We start from the raw sequence: 15190 nt of genomic DNA, 5'->3' as shown, positions 1-15190 counted from the left end.
TCGATTATCAATAGCAACTAGTTTTGCCACTTTAATCCCTCTCTTATTTTTTTTAAGAAATGATACTCAACAAAGATATCAGTATGAACTACAAAAATTTCGTCAAAGCAGCCTTCTAAAAAGAATAGTCTATTTTACCTTTGTTGCTTCATTCTTTTTAATTTTACCATTAACTTTTATGGTATATCTAATAATTAGATGGATAAATTATAGATGGTAAACACCAATTTTAGTTAACTTTACCCCTCCATGAAGCATCTTGCATTTTTAAATAAATACTTCTATAAATATAAGTGGTGGATTATTCCGGGCATATTCTTTGTAATTATTTCTAACATCTTTGGCGTAGTGCCTGCGCAGGTTGTTGGTCATGCCATTAATATCATTACCGAGAATATTTCAATTTACAGCTTGTTTAATGGTTTCGATAGACAAGAAATTGTGTACAGCATTTTTAGTTATAGCCTTTTCTTTTTCGGCTTGCTCATTTTAGCACTTTACCTACTTCGGGGCTTGTTCCTGTTTTTTATGCGTCAAACTATTATTTTAATGTCTCGTCACATTGAATATGACATGAAAAATGAGATTTATGCACACTATCAAGAATTGAGCCTGGGTTTTTATCGCCGTAATAACACAGGAGATCTAATGAACAGGGCAACCGAGGATGTTAACAGGGTGAGGATGTATGTGGGGCCGGCTATTATGTACGCCATTAATACGGCAGTGCTATTTTGCCTTATTATTTATTTCATGTTTTCGGTAAACGTTAAATTGGCGCTTTTCTGTTTACTTCCCCTTCCCGTTTTAGTGATTACAATCTATTATGTAAATACCTTGATCAATCTTAAAAGCGAAAAAATACAAGCGCAGCTGTCTAAACTTTCGAGTTTCGTACAAGAACGTTTTTCTGGTATTCGCGTTATTAAATCCTACGTAAGGGAAGCACATAATCAGGAAATATTTGCCAACGAAAGCCAGATTTATAAGCATAATGCGATGGGCTTAGTTAAGATCCAAGCATTATTTTATCCTTCCATGTTACTATTGGTTGGTTTAAGTACTATTTTAACAGTTTTTATAGGCGGAAAGCAGGTTATAGAAGGCGCAATAACCCCCGGTAATATTGCTGAGTTTATCGTCTACGTAAATCAGCTAACCTTCCCAGTAACGATGTTGGGCTGGGTTACAACCTTAATCCAGCGTGCTGCCGCCTCCCAAAAAAGAATCAATGAATTTCTACAATTAAAACCAGATATCATCTCAAGCAACACTACAACCCAAATTATTGAGGGTAAAATAAGTTTTAAAGATGTGAGCTTCACCTATCCCGACACAGGCATCACAGCTTTAAAGAACATTAATTTTGATTTAGAAAAAGGGCAATTTATCGCTATCATCGGACGCACAGGTTCAGGAAAATCTACCCTGGCAAATCTAATCATGCGTATGTACGATGTTGATTCAGGCGCTATTTTAATTGATGAACAAGAATTAAAAACAATTAACCTAAACAACTATCGAAATCAAATAGGTTTTGTTCCGCAAGAAGTGTTTTTATTTTCCGACACGATCAAGAACAATATCGCTTTCGGCTTATCAACAGTTACTGATGAAGAAGTTGAACGGGCAGCCACAAATGCAGCAGTCTATAACAATATCATCAATTTTGAAAAGAAGTTTGAAACCATGCTTGGAGAACGGGGTATTACCCTTTCAGGCGGACAAAAACAACGCGTTTCCATTGCTAGAGCATTGATCAAAGAACCAAAAATCTTGATATTTGATGATTGCCTTTCGGCAGTAGATACCAAAACCGAAGAAGAAATATTGAACAACCTGGGAAGAATAATGTTAGGAAAAACCAGCATCATTGTCGCACACCGTATTTCTACCATCAAAAATGCCGATAAAATAATTGTTTTAGACCAGGGAATGATCATTGAGCAAGGAACCCACCAGGAACTCCTAAATAAAGCCGGTATGTATGCAGAAATGTACGATAACCAATTGCTTGAAGAAGAAAATCGGTAAATTCAAGCTCATTATTCGAAGTTGTTCATAAAAAATTTACACAAATCTTAACTTAATCGAAAATCATAACGTTTTCTATTTTGAACTTTGATAATTATTCCTTTATATTTACCCCAACCTTAAACCAATACTATACACAACAATGGGAGATTTTGACAATAAAGAGAGAGAAGAGGTTTTTTCGAAGAAAGTAAGAGCTGGAAAACGTACTTATTTTTTTGATGTAAAAGCAACACGATCAGGCGACTATTACCTAACCTTAACAGAGAGTAAAAAGAGATTAGAAGATGGTGTATTTGTAAAACATAAAATTTTCTTATACAAAGAAGATTTTGAGAAATTTACGGAAGGCTTAACCGAAACGGTTGAGTATATCAAATCGCATCAAGAGGTAGTTGAAAAACGCTATGAATATTCTGAGAATGCAGAATACAGCCATAGTCCTAAAGTAGACAACGACGATTTTTCTTTCTAAGAAATAATTTAATTTAAGGAAGTCCCGATCAAATCGGGACTTTTTTTTGAACTAAGAAGTTATGGGCTTATGAAGTTCTAACAGTATGAGGTTAAACCTCTTGATCCTTCAAACAAACCTTACCTAAAATGAAATCGCTTAAACTAACTATCATTTTATTATTCACCTCAATTCAGCTTTTCGCCCAGAAAGAGACCGTAGACCATAAGCTCAACAAGATGCTAACCGAAATGGTAAAGGGGTTTAATGGGGACGTTGGCATCTACATAAAAAACTTAAAAACCGGTAAGGTAGCTAGTTTAAATGCCGATACGATTTTCCCTACGGCAAGCATGATTAAAGTACCGATAACGTGTGGCATTTTCAATAAAATTGAAAAGGGTGAATTAGCTTATCAGACAGAGTTGGTTTATAAGGATAGTTTGCTTTATGCAGGTGAAGACCTTTTGGGATCGTTTAAAAACAACGAGAAAATTGTGCTAAGCAAGGTACTTATGCTCATGATAACTACGAGCGATAATACAGCAAGTTTATGGTCGCAAAGCCTGGCAGGTACGGGAACTGTCATTAACGAATTAATGGAAAACTATGGTTTTCAACATACCCGAGTGAATTCAAGAACACCAGGAAGAGCAGACAACCAACGAAAATATGGCTGGGGCCAAACTACTCCGCGAGAAATGGCAACGCTATTGACGTTAATTAGAGATGGTAAAATGATTAACGAAGCGGCTTCCGAAAGAATTTACCGCAATTTGATCCGCATCTATTATGATCACGAAGCACTTTCAGAAATCCCACCATATGTGCAGGTTGCTTCAAAATCTGGCGCAGTGAATGCGGCCAGATCGGAAGTAGCTTTGGTAAACGCACCACATGGCGACTATGTTTTCTGCATCACCACAAAAAATCAAAAAGATACTTCATGGATCCATAAAAATGAAGGTACTACGCTTATTCGTAAGTTGAGTAAAACCTTATGGAATTACTTTGAACCAAAATCTAATTGGCAACCAGCCAAAGGCATGGAGAAGTATTATTGATAGAAAAATATAGCATTTTACAATTATTTTACGTATCTTAGTTTAAGACACTCCCCTCTTATCAATCGATAAACTAAAATCTAATTCTACCATCTTAACAAGTCCACAGTAAGCCCACCTCAGGTCCACGGTAAGTCCACGTCAAATCCGGGATAACAAAGTAGTTCCAAGCTTGTTCAAACGTTGTTCCTAAACACTTCAGCTACAACCCCTATTACCTTACATCCTCTTAACGATTTCGATTTTCATCAAAAAATAGTATCTTGGATTAACTAAATGAATCTAATGAAAGCATATTCCTTCCTAGCCTCACTTTGCCTATTATTATCTTTAAATTCCAATGCTCAAAATTGGACACCAGTTCCTGGAAAAATCGCTTCCCCTTGGGTAGCAGCTATCAATCCAGCTCATCCCCTGCCAGAATATCCTCGCCCACTCCTGGTTCGCGAAAATAACTGGAAAAATCTAAATGGTCTATGGGACTATGCCATCACCAACAAAGACGAGATCACTATTCCCAAGAAATGGGATGGAAAAATCCTAGTTCCATTTGCCATAGAATCATCATTGTCGGGCGTAGGAAAAACAGTAGGTGAAGATCATTTGCTTTGGTATCATACCACTATTGATGTCGCTAACCTAAAAAACACTATCCTTTTGCATTTCGGGGCGGTAGATTGGCGAACAGAAATTTATTTAAACGGAACGAAAGTTGGAAGTCACGAAGGCGGTTTTGATTCTTTTACAATAGACATCACCCCACACCTTAAAAAAGGAGGCAAACAAGAGCTGGTATTGAGCGTTTGGGATCCAACAGACAAAGGCTATCAGCCACGTGGCAAGCAAGTTGTTAAACCTAATGGCATTTGGTACACTCCCGTAACAGGCATTTGGCAAACAGTTTGGATAGAAAGCGTAGCGCAAACGCATATTGCAAATACTAAGCAAACCCCCGATATCGATTCAAAAAGCTTGAACATTACCACTGAGGTTAAGCATGCAAAAGCAGATGACAAACTTAAAATTACTGCTTTCGATGGACAAACGAAAGTTGCAGAAGTTGAAACTTCGCCAAACCAGGAAGCTAAACTTCACTTGAAAGAGCAAAAATTATGGTCGCCAAGTAATCCATTTCTATATAATTTAACAGTAGAACTCATGCGCGGAGGAAAGGTAATTGATAAAATCCAAAGTTATTTCGCGATGAGAAAATCATCAATGGGCAAAGACAAGGATGGGATCATGCGCATGCTGCTCAATGATGAATTTGTTTTTCAATATGGCCCGCTAGATCAGGGATGGTGGCCTGATGGTTTATATACCGCTCCAACGGATGAAGCATTGAAATTTGACATCATCAAAACCAAAGAAATGGGTTTTAATATGATCCGTAAACATATCAAAGTAGAGCCCGCACGGTGGTATTATGAATGTGACAAACAAGGTTTATTAGTTTGGCAAGATATGCCAAGTGGTGATCTGGGAAATAAGTGGGAAATGCGCGTGGGCGATTATGGAGGTACCGACAAAGATAGAACACCTGAATCTGAAGCAAGCTATAAAAAGGAATGGAACAGCATTATGGACATGCTGCACAACTATCCTTCTATTGTGGTATGGGTACCTTTTAATGAAGCCTGGGGACAATTTAAAACAAAAGAGATTACCGAGTGGACAAAGCAAAAAGATCCTTCCAGACTAGTAAATAGTGCAAGTGGCGGTAATTTTGAGATTACAGGAGATATTGTTGACCTACACAATTACCCCGAACCAAAAATGCCAAGACCAGATATATTTGGTAAAACACAAGCAATTGTACTGGGTGAGTTTGGGGGACTAGGCCTGCCTGTAGTTGATCACACTTGGCAAAACACCAATAATTGGGGATACCAAACCTTTAAAAATGCGGATGAATTATTTGCAAAATATGCTTCTTTTATGGATAGATTAGAACACCTTATTACGAAAGGGTTATCTGCCGCGGTTTATACCCAAACAACCGATGTAGAGATCGAAACCAATGGCCTGATGACTTACGATAGGAAAGTGATTAAGGTTCCGGCAGAAAAATTAAAAAGTGTAACAACCAAGCTTTATAACAAAGCCCTGGTTAAACTATAGCGCTAACTAGCGTGAGAAAGCCGAAAGAACCATTAACATAACGTAAAGGACTATAAATATCATGGTGATAATGCCCCAATATTTAAAGAGCGACTTCAGTTTGCTGAATGCCTCGTTTAAGCTCGCTTGTTCGCCATACAAAACCCCAAGTTTTGCCTTGGTTGAATATTTAAATAACAATAAACTTGGATAAAATATCGCAAATGAATAAGCTAAACAAAATATGGTAAAACCAATGGGACTTAAAGCAGATGAAGCCATTAATGCACTTAGCTCGGGATTAGTGCTCATTGCTGCGCCAATAGTGAAGGATGCAATGATCATAAATCCAGCAATAACGAACCCTACAATAGCAAGAAAGTTTGCCCATTTGGCCATATCGTACAAATAGCTACGTATATCTTCAGTGATGATAAGTTGGGGGATATTTTGTTGTTCGTTAGTTTCTTCTGAATTCTCCATGTAAGCATTTTTTTGTTAAAGATAAAAAATTGAGTTAAAACATTAACCGTGTTTTTTCTTCTTATTCATAATGGCTTTTTGTCCAATCCCATAGTTTGTAGTTTTGGTATTGCTTTCTTTTCTCTTATGGAAAGCCGCATCTTGGTGAGCTTCTTCTTCGACCTGTGCTTGTGTTAACTTTTTCTTTTGAGATGCTGTTTTGTTTACTTCTTCTACTAGTAAGCCTTCCGGAAGATCGGCAATTTCAATTCGTTGTCCTATTGCCTGCTCTATCTTTTTTACAGTCGGTAATTCCAAATCAGTAGTGAAAGTAATCGCTACTACATCGCCATCGTCCTGTTTTTTAACTACCCGATTGAGATAAATCTCCTTTTGCTCCGGTAGTTCGAAATGGAAGATGAACGGAATACCAGTCAAATCCAAACTGGGAAGATTTTCATTCGCTACAATTAACACACGGGCTTCTGCTACTTCTTTAAAATCTTCAATTGCATCAAAACCTGCCTCATCAAAAAATAAGGGTTTATATACAAAAACATCGGCTGCTTTACCATCAAAAAGATCTTTTGACAAGGTTTGAGCCGTTAAGCGGGTATTCACAAAAACAACCACTTTATCAAATACTTCTTCATCTTTTAAAAGAAGGTTTAACAAATTGAGCTTCGTTCTAAAATTGGGCACATGATACAGCAATTGTGTATGTGTTTCAGCTTGCTTCTCATTAAGCTCTTCAACTTCGATTAAAGTTGGGAGTTTCATAAAAGGATCAATCATTTTATATAAACGATCATGCATTACTTCTGTAAATATGAGGTGCTGGCATTTCTGGATGCTATTGGCTAATTCATTAATGGGCAATTGCATTCCCGATCTTACCATCTCGGCAGCATCGTCGACCACAAACATTTGAATTTTATTCGTATTCAAGCCAAGCTTCAGGTAAATAGCGCGGGCGCGAGAAGGCACAGCGACTATGATATCAACGCCATCGGTAATTTCGTTAATCTGCTGTTCCATTCCCCCGTCGGCATGAATGCCGATAATGCGGATGCTTGCATTGCGATTTAGAAGATTAAACTGTTCAACTACCTCGAGCACCCGCTCCTTGGAAGGCACTAAAATCAAAGCACGTGGGGCTTCTTCAAATCCATATTTTATCCGCATTAAAACCCCTAACACATAAGTAGTTGATTTGCCGCAGCCCTCAGGCCCTACTGCAATAATGTCTTGTCCGCCTAAAATGCGCGACATACTTCTTGCTTGTATTTCTTTTGGACTTAAATACCCTGCCGCCGTCATTGCAGATATGAGTGGCTTGCTTAATTTTAGTTGTTCTAAAGACAATTTACTTCGTATTAATGAAAAGACAAATTTAAGGAAAATTATTGGTTCGGTTATCGCCTAGTGCACGACTATATTAAACGATGGTACTGCGATTTAAGCCCCGTCATTGCGAGGCACGAAGCAATCTGCTGGAAAGATTGCTTCGTGCCTCGCAATGACGGAACAGCAGGATGTTGCGCAGCCTACTCTGAAAGTAACAAACAAGCGCTACTTACCAAATCACCAAAGGTAAGATGCAAAAAATATTTTCGACTGTAACGTAATAATCGCCAGTCTCGTATTAGTGATATAAATTCTCCAAAACACGTGAAAAGATTACTTTATTTAGCGCTTTTAACCTTAACCTTTTCGGGATGCAAAAAAGAAAGCAATCCGAATCTGCCAGATGGCACCTATGTGGGTACCTTTAGTACATTGGTAGATAATAAGGAAAAAAGAACCGATTTTGAGGTTACCTTAGAAGCTAAGCGATTTACCACTACAAAGGGAGGAGCCGGACGCGGATCTTTTGAAGTGGTAAACAGCAACCAAGTTACCTTTGTCGACGAACTTTTTTACACTGCAAATTTCGACTGGAATACTATACTGAATGGAGACTATGGCTATCAAATTAAAGGAGATAGTCTACTATTGAATAAGTACTTTTTGGTACAGTTAAAGCATAATTATTATCAATACAGATTAAAAAAAATTAAATAACGAACGTCCTATGGCTATCAAAAAAATCAAAACAATTTTACTAGGTGTTATTGTTTTTCTTTCCTGTTTAATATTTATTCAAGCTTGTGAAAAGTCGGGGTCTCTCGGATCTGCTGAGACCCTCCTATTGACCGAAAACGAAACTAAAACCGCTGCATTTGAAGGAGAAAAAATAGCTATAACCGCAACTAATTTTACAGATAGCCGTTGTCCGGTAAATGCAGATTGTGTTTGGAGCGGCTATGCCATGTTAAAAGTTAATTTTAAGGAAGAAAATAAAGAACAGGATATTACGATGTGTATTGGCGCCTGCGAAATACTATCTGTTAACCTGCCTAATACCATCATTTTAAACGGTAAAACTTATAAAATAAAACTGCAGGAGGTCACACCTTATCCAACATTAAATAAGTCAGTATCCGAACCTTCAAAAGCTAAGATAATCATTACAAAATAAAGGGGAATTAATGTAAGTTTTCTTGCTTGATATATCAAATTTTTGATACAAACCTAAATTCCATTCAAAAATACCTTAAGTTTAAATCTTAATGTATTGACATGAAGAAAATCATTTTAAATCTTTTTTTAACTGCGTCAATCACTGGCGCCTTCGCTCAGGATGCAGTAAACTATCAAACTCCTCCAAAAGCGATTGCCGACTTATTATTAGCTAAATCTACGCCTAATGTGAGCATTGACAGTAAGGCGGAATGGATGTTGTTTAGTGAACGTAATTCTTATCCCTCCATTGAAGAGCTAGCAATGCCAGAATATCGTATAGCTGGGATGCGGATTAATCCTAACAACTATTCGCCAAGCCGGCAAACGTATATCAACAGTTTTAACTTAAAGAATATTAAAACTGGAAAAACTTTGGCCGTAACCGGTTTACCCAGCCCGCTTTATGCCAGTACTGCAAATTGGAGCCCTAATGAGACTAAAATTGCAGTTACCCATACTTCGCAAAACCGTGTAGACTTATACATTATCGATGTGGCTACGGGAAAAGCCATTAAAACAAATAAACAGCCCCTGAATGTAATTATGGGTGGTGGTGCAACATGGGTTGATGAAAACACATTGCTGTATCGGGTGGCAACCAAAGCAGCTAACTTAGCTCCCGCTCGTCCGCTAGCGCCTAAGGGACCAACTGTACAACAAAGTTTAGGCAAGGCCGCTCCTAGTCCAACACTGCAAGATCTAATCAAGTCGCCTTATGATGAGCAGTTATTTGAGTTCTATGCGACCTCGCAGTTGATACAAAACAAAGGTGGTGTGGAGACCCCAATAGGTAAACCAAATATCTATAGTAGCGTTAGCTTGTCGCCTGATAAAAATTATTTAATGACGCGAACCATCAAGAAACCGTTTTCCTATCTGGTATCTGCTTATGGATTTCCCTCTACAGTAAGCATTACGGACAGAGCTGGCAAATTGGTTAAATTACTTGCTGATCTACCCTCAACAGAGGTTAGGCCATCAGGTAATGATAACGTGCAAAATGTGCCTCGTGGTTTCGATTGGAGAGATGATGAAGCGGCAACCATTACCTGGACCGTAGCGTTGGATAGTGGTCTTATAAAAAAGAATGTGGAGTATCACGATGCAGTAGTGGCCTTAACAGCCCCTTTTACTGGAACTCCCAAAGAGTTGCTCAAAACAAAAATGAGGTTCGGCGGCATAACCTGGGGCAATGCTTCCTTCGCATTGGTGAGAGAAAATTCGAGAGCCAAGCAGATGTCTAGATTAAGTCGTTTCAATCCCAGCACAGGTGATGTAGAAACGCTATATGAGTTAAATACCACCGATGCTTACAACAATCCTGGAAGCCCGGTAACAGAGAAAAATAAATTTGGCCGCCAAGTAATTTTAACAACAGACAATGGCGCTAAATTATTATTGAACAATACAACAGGAGCATCTGCTAAAGGGGATTTACCTTTCTTGGCAAAGTTTGATCTAGCGAGCAAAAAATCTGAAATTTTATGGCGCGCACAACCAGGTACATTCGAAATGGTTACTGATGTATTGGATCCTCAAAAATTAGTACTTCTTACCCGTAAAGAAAGTCAGAAAGACGTGCCTAATTACTTCATTAAAAACTTGATCCTTCGTACGGCCGATCAGCCAATTACCGCCTTTACTAACCCTTACCCACAAATGGAGGGAGTTAAAAAAGAAAAAATAGCTTATAAACGGGCTGACGGGATTGACTTAACAGGCGATTTATACTTGCCTAAAGGATATGACAAGGCAAAAGATGGACCACTACCTGTTCTGATATGGGCTTATCCACGTGAATTTAACTCGGCTGCAGATGCGGCACAAATTAGAGGATCGCAAGATAAATTTACGACGATTAGTTCCGGCGGACCTTTATTCTTTGTGACACAGGGTTATGCTGTATTGGACAATGCGGAAATGCCGATTGTGGCTAAAGAAGGTAAGAGGCCTAATGATACTTTTGTTGAACAATTGAAACTGAACGCCGAAGCTGCTATCAGCAAACTTTCTGAAATGGGAGTGGGTGATAGAAACCGCATGGCTGTTGGCGGTCATAGTTACGGAGCATTTATGACTGCGAATTTATTGGCACACACCAATTTATTCAAAGCGGGTATAGCCCGTAGTGGTGCCTATAATAGAACGCTTACCCCATTTGGCTTCCAAAACGAAGACCGCACCTATTGGCAGGCACCTCAACTGTATTATGAGATGAGTCCCTTTAGTTACGCAGATAAAATTAAAACACCGATCTTATTAATTCATGGCGAAATGGACGATAACCAGGGAACTTTTCCAATTAATAGCGAACGTTTATTCGCTGCCATTAAAGGACATGGTGGAACAACCCGTTTTGTTTATCTTCCTTACGAAGCACATGGTTACCGCGCAAAGGAAAATATTTTACACCAGTTATGGGAAATAAACACTTGGCTGGACACTTATGTGAAAAATGCTAAACCAACGGTGGCAAAGTAAAAGTTTCGCTAGTTATTTAAAATAATCACACAGGCACATAAGACACATTAAATAGCGTTCTATGTGCCTATGTGATTATATAGGCAAGGCAAAAAACAAAAATTATGTTCAAAATCAATAGACTCATTTTCTTCATAAGCTTTGTAATTAGCTTCTCCGTTTGTGCTCAAAAACCAAAATTCAGCGTAATTGCATTTTATACCGGAAAAAATGATCAAGCGCATATAAGTTTCGTTCAGGAAGCGAATAAATGGTTTACCAAAATGGCCAAAAATCATGGCTTCAATTATGATTCCACTGCCAATTGGGCTAACATGAACGCTCAATTTTTGACGAATTATGAAGTAGTTGTATTTCTTGATACCAGACCGGAAGCGCCTGAGCAAAGAACAGCCTTCGAAAATTATATAAAAAATGGTGGAGCATGGTTAGGTTTTCACTTTTCTGCTTTTGCACTTACCCCCTCTAGTTACCCACAAAACTGGAATTGGTATCATCATGAATTTTTAGGGTCTGGAGTATACGCGAGCAATACCTGGCGACCAACCTCTGCGATACTAAAGGTTGAAGATAAAAAACACCCCGTTACTAAAAATCTACCAAAAAAATTTAAGGCTCAACCAAATGAATGGTACAGATGGGAAAATGATTTACGCCAAAATGCTAATATTAAAATTCTTTTAGCAATTGATACAAGCAGCTTTCCTTTAGGGACGGGACCAAAAGCCCACGAAATATGGCAAAGTGGTTACTATCCCGTAGTTTGGAGTAACAAAAATTATAAGATGGTTTATATAAATATGGGACATAATGATATGGATTATGAACATAAATATGGTAAAACTACCACCTCCCTTTCATCAAGTTTTGGAAGTAAAAATCAAAATAAAATGATTTTGAATAGTGTAATGTGGTTGGGGAAAAGGTAACCATTCTCTATATTTGAGCCAAATACTCATACAGATGGAAAATTTTGACTGGACATCTTTTACGCTAAGAATTGCAATTAAAGCTGACATTCAGACACTTTACAATGCGTGGACCCAAAGTGCAGAGATTGAAAAATGGTTTCTAAGTGAAGCAATTTATTCCCGACCTCAGGATGGCAAAGTTAGCGGCAACGAAAGGCTACGAGAAAATGACACCTATTTTTGGCGTTGGTTTTTGTATGAAGATACCGAGAGCGGAAGAATAACGCAGGCCAATGGACAGGATATTTTTGAATTTACCTTTGCGGGAGATTGTTTGGTTACCATTAAGTTGAATGAAGAATTTGACCATACAGTAGTTACTTTAACGCACAAAAACATCCCAACAGATGAGAATAGCAAAAGAAATATTCGGTTAGGTTGTCACAATGGCTGGTCATTTTATCTGGTAAATTTAAAATCGGTTTATGAAGGTGGCCTAGATCTAAGAAATAAAGACAATCGTTTTAAACCGATGTTAAATAATTAAAAAATTTCGTGAAATGAACAAAATAATAGAAGTTATCAAAGCTTGCCGTTCAAAATGGTTAAGCATGCTAGACCAGTTAACGGTTGATCAGTTAAACGCCATCCCTCCTGGATTTAATAACAACTTGGCTTGGCAGTTAGGACACGTTATTGTGAGTCAGCAGATATTGTGCTACCGCCTGGCTGGCCAAAAATTCGTAATCAATGAGGATTTAATTGATCGTTATAAAAATGGCTCCAGACCTGAAAGCTATATCAACAAGGAGGAAATCAGTCTTTTAAAAGACTCTATGTTAAGCACCATCGACCAATTAGAAATGGACTTAAAAAATGGATTATTTGTTAATTATACACCTTATACCATCTCTACTTATGCAGGGTTTACTTTATCCAATTTAAATGATGCATTAGTCTTTATTGTGTCCCATGATGCCCTACATTATGGTTGCAGTATCTCGTTAAAAAAACTGGTATAATAAATAAATAAATAAATAAAAATAATTGAGATACTTCTTTCACATTGCCTACAATGGGCACAATTATAGCGGATGGCAAAGGCAGCCAAAAGTAAACAGCGTACAAGAAGTTATTGAAAGTAAATTAAGCCAGGCTTTTAAAATGCCATTGGCCATTAACGGGTGTGGGCGCACAGATTCGCAGGTGCATGCCAGCCAGTTCTTTTTTCATGTTGATATAGAGGAGCAGTGGGAGTTTGATCTGATTTTCCGGCTAAATAAATTGCTTCCACACAATATCTCCGTTTTTGATATCATCCCGATGGATGGAAAACCTCACGCCCGATTTGATGCCGTGCAACGGGAATACGATTATTACTTGCATACCTATAAAGACCCTTTCTTAAGCCAACTCAGCTCTTATTATAACGCTAGAAATTTAAAGCTGGATGAAATGGCCAAAGCGGCTGCACTGCTGCCAAAATACAAAGATTATAGAGCACTTTGTACTACACCAGACAAGAACGAGCATACGATTTGTTACGTGAAAGAAGCCACTCTATATAGCTCCCCAAATGGAGATAACTTGCGTTTCCATATCTCTTCTAATCGTTTTTTAGGGAAGATGATTCGAATTATTACCGGCAAGTTGTTAAAAATAGGTACTGGAAACATGAGCGTAGATGAATTTGAACATTTGCTGGTTACCAAAGAAACACCCAAGTTATTAGAACCAGCGCATCCCCATGGCTTGTATCTTTCTAAAGTTACCTATCCATATTTAAATTTACCTACCAGAACAGAATTTTGTGGCTTAAAACAAAAAGATTGGGTTCCGGTAACTATTTAAACCTGATCGCTTTTAAAGGACTAACCCTACTCACTAGCATTGATGGAATAATGAGTACCAGCGAGCAGATAAAGAGCGTAGCAAGATTGAGCAACAGCACATCCATAAAATGAATTTCTATGGGTACATAGGCAAGATAATAATTGGTTTGATCTAACTTAAAAATATGCTTGTATTGCTGTAAATAAGCCAGGCCAAGCCCCAATAAATTCCCCAAGATGAGTCCGAAGCCCACCAGGTAAATAGCATTGTATAAGAAAATTTTCATCACATTGAAATTGGAAATACCCAAAGCCTTGAGTAAACCAATCATGGTGGTCCGCTCCAATATCATAATCAACAATGCGGTTACCATATTGATTACCCCCACAATCATCATTAAAATAAGTAGAACTCTCGTATTTACATCCAACAATGAAAGCCAGGTAAAAATTTCAGGTGAACTTTCTTCAACAGATCGGGATCTAAGCTTGAGTTCTAAATTGGCATACACTTCATTCGCTACGGGCCTTAGATTTTCAAAATGCTTAATTCGTACCTCAATCCCTCCCATCTGTCCTGAATCCCAATTGTTAACGCCCCTAATGATATTGATATTTCCCAATGCGAAACTCTTATCAATGTTTTCAATGCCAATATCATAAATCCCAACAATGATAAACTTTCTTGGTTTTGGCGGATTTTGCACAAAATGCATGAGAAAACTATCACCTAGTTTTAGTTTTAAGCGGTTGGCTGTGAAAGCTGATATCAGAATTTGGTTTTTACTTTGGTCGTTAAAATTGATAACTGTACCGCTCACCAAATGCTTCTTGATAAACTCCCAATCATAAGTTTTATCAATCCCTTTAAAATTGATTCCCTCTACTTCTTCATTCGCCGCAATTATTGCAGGCTTGGTAGCAAAAGGATAGAAGGAGGCAACATCTGGATTGTTGCGCAGGTTAGCAAGCGTGGTGTCATTTGGCACGAAAGGTGCTTTTTCAAAAGAACCATTTAAATCATAGCGATAAATTTGAATATCGCCAATAAAGCCTCTTACCTTATCACGAATTTCAGTTTTAAATCCAGTGATAATGGCTACCGACAAAATCATCACCGCAAGGCTCAACATTACCCCAGCAATAGCAATGCGTACAATCAATTTAGAGAAAGTGCGTTCTGATTTAATGGCTATTCGCCTTGATATAAAATAAGCTATGTTCAAAATTTATAATAATTTGTAACTTAGCAAAAGTGCTAATTCGATTTTGATTTAACGCATAATA

Annotated in this window: 14 protein-coding genes; 11 read left to right on the top strand and 3 right to left on the bottom strand. The window is 37.9% G+C overall.

Annotated elements, in window-relative coordinates; genetic code table 11:
• The first annotated feature begins 249 nt into the window (after window positions 1-249).
• From BM207_RS03220 to BM207_RS03205, 4 genes are all read left to right on the top strand, one after another.
• On the top strand, window positions 250-2034 hold the full coding sequence (locus BM207_RS03220; RefSeq protein WP_090992137.1) for an ABC transporter ATP-binding protein: 1785 nt from the start codon (window positions 250-252) through the stop codon (window positions 2032-2034).
• A 142-nt stretch (window positions 2035-2176) separates the two neighbouring features.
• Entirely contained in the window at window positions 2177-2509 is a 333-nt protein-coding gene (locus BM207_RS03215) for a DUF3276 family protein (RefSeq protein WP_090992136.1), read from the top strand.
• Between the two features lie 128 nt (window positions 2510-2637).
• A complete protein-coding gene (locus BM207_RS03210) occupies window positions 2638-3552 on the top strand; it encodes a serine hydrolase (RefSeq protein ID WP_090992135.1) in 915 nt (304 codons plus the stop codon).
• A 285-nt stretch (window positions 3553-3837) separates the two neighbouring features.
• A complete protein-coding gene (locus BM207_RS03205; RefSeq protein ID WP_090992134.1) occupies window positions 3838-5673 on the top strand; it encodes a glycoside hydrolase family 2 protein in 1836 nt (611 codons plus the stop codon).
• Between the two features lie 6 nt (window positions 5674-5679).
• Here BM207_RS03205 and BM207_RS03200 read toward each other — a convergent pair whose 3' ends face one another.
• Together BM207_RS03200 and BM207_RS03195 are read right to left on the bottom strand one after the other, a co-directional pair.
• Window positions 5680-6135, bottom strand: a complete 456-nt coding sequence (locus BM207_RS03200; RefSeq protein ID WP_090992133.1) for a DUF5362 family protein — start codon at window positions 6133-6135, stop codon at window positions 5680-5682.
• A 42-nt stretch (window positions 6136-6177) separates the two neighbouring features.
• The gene (locus tag BM207_RS03195; protein ID WP_090992132.1) at window positions 6178-7479 is read right to left on the bottom strand and encodes a DEAD/DEAH box helicase; all 1302 of its coding nucleotides are present in this window, start codon (window positions 7477-7479) and stop codon (window positions 6178-6180) included.
• 306 nt (window positions 7480-7785) lie between these two features.
• Between BM207_RS03195 and BM207_RS03190 the strand changes: the two genes are divergently transcribed.
• The 7 genes from BM207_RS03190 (at window position 7786) to truA (ending at window position 13922) form a co-directional block, all read left to right on the top strand.
• Window positions 7786-8178: a hypothetical protein gene (locus tag BM207_RS03190; protein WP_090992131.1), complete on the top strand. Its 393-nt coding sequence runs from the start codon at window positions 7786-7788 to the stop codon at window positions 8176-8178.
• Between the two features lie 10 nt (window positions 8179-8188).
• Window positions 8189-8635 (top strand): hypothetical protein, encoded by a 447-nt coding sequence (locus BM207_RS03185; RefSeq protein ID WP_090992130.1) that lies wholly within the window; start codon window positions 8189-8191, stop codon window positions 8633-8635.
• A gap of 101 nt (window positions 8636-8736) precedes the next feature.
• Window positions 8737-11160, top strand: a complete 2424-nt coding sequence (locus tag BM207_RS03180) for a S9 family peptidase (RefSeq protein ID WP_090992129.1) — start codon at window positions 8737-8739, stop codon at window positions 11158-11160.
• A gap of 104 nt (window positions 11161-11264) precedes the next feature.
• Complete coding sequence (locus tag BM207_RS03175) at window positions 11265-12089, top strand: ThuA domain-containing protein (RefSeq protein WP_090992128.1); 825 nt, start codon at window positions 11265-11267, stop codon at window positions 12087-12089.
• Window positions 12090-12123: 34 nt separating this feature from the next.
• Window positions 12124-12618: an SRPBCC family protein gene (locus BM207_RS03170; RefSeq protein WP_090992127.1), complete on the top strand. Its 495-nt coding sequence runs from the start codon at window positions 12124-12126 to the stop codon at window positions 12616-12618.
• Window positions 12619-12631: 13 nt separating this feature from the next.
• Window positions 12632-13093: a DinB family protein gene (locus BM207_RS03165; RefSeq protein ID WP_090992126.1), complete on the top strand. Its 462-nt coding sequence runs from the start codon at window positions 12632-12634 to the stop codon at window positions 13091-13093.
• Between the two features lie 25 nt (window positions 13094-13118).
• Entirely contained in the window at window positions 13119-13922 is an 804-nt protein-coding gene (truA, locus tag BM207_RS03160; RefSeq protein WP_090992125.1) for a tRNA pseudouridine(38-40) synthase TruA, read from the top strand.
• Here truA and BM207_RS03155 read toward each other — a convergent pair.
• Window positions 13915-15129, bottom strand: a complete 1215-nt coding sequence (locus BM207_RS03155; protein ID WP_090992124.1) for an FtsX-like permease family protein — start codon at window positions 15127-15129, stop codon at window positions 13915-13917. The two genes, truA and BM207_RS03155, sit on opposite strands and share 8 nt — an antisense overlap.
• Between the last annotated feature and the right edge of the window lie 61 nt (window positions 15130-15190).

The sequence above is a fragment of the Pedobacter insulae genome (assembly GCF_900113525.1).
Lineage (GTDB): Bacteria > Bacteroidota > Bacteroidia > Sphingobacteriales > Sphingobacteriaceae > Pedobacter > Pedobacter insulae.
Note: the sequence above shows the minus strand (reverse complement) of the source record. Positions and strands in the feature narration are given on the sequence as shown.

Bases quoted from the DNA above. Each gene is read 5' to 3' on its own strand.
- BM207_RS03220 (WP_090992137.1), top strand. From the start codon at position 250: ATGAAGCATCTTGCATTTTTAAATAAATACTTCTATAAATATAAGTGG.
- BM207_RS03215 (WP_090992136.1), top strand. From the start codon at position 2,177: ATGGGAGATTTTGACAATAAAGAGAGAGAAGAGGTTTTTTCGAAGAAA.
- BM207_RS03210 (WP_090992135.1), top strand. From the start codon at position 2,638: ATGAAATCGCTTAAACTAACTATCATTTTATTATTCACCTCAATTCAG.
- BM207_RS03205 (WP_090992134.1), top strand. From the start codon at position 3,838: ATGAAAGCATATTCCTTCCTAGCCTCACTTTGCCTATTATTATCTTTA.
- BM207_RS03200 (WP_090992133.1), bottom strand. From the start codon at position 6,135: ATGGAGAATTCAGAAGAAACTAACGAACAACAAAATATCCCCCAACTT.
- BM207_RS03185 (WP_090992130.1), top strand. From the start codon at position 8,189: ATGGCTATCAAAAAAATCAAAACAATTTTACTAGGTGTTATTGTTTTT.
- BM207_RS03180 (WP_090992129.1), top strand. From the start codon at position 8,737: ATGAAGAAAATCATTTTAAATCTTTTTTTAACTGCGTCAATCACTGGC.
- BM207_RS03175 (WP_090992128.1), top strand. From the start codon at position 11,265: ATGTTCAAAATCAATAGACTCATTTTCTTCATAAGCTTTGTAATTAGC.
- BM207_RS03170 (WP_090992127.1), top strand. From the start codon at position 12,124: ATGGAAAATTTTGACTGGACATCTTTTACGCTAAGAATTGCAATTAAA.
- BM207_RS03165 (WP_090992126.1), top strand. From the start codon at position 12,632: ATGAACAAAATAATAGAAGTTATCAAAGCTTGCCGTTCAAAATGGTTA.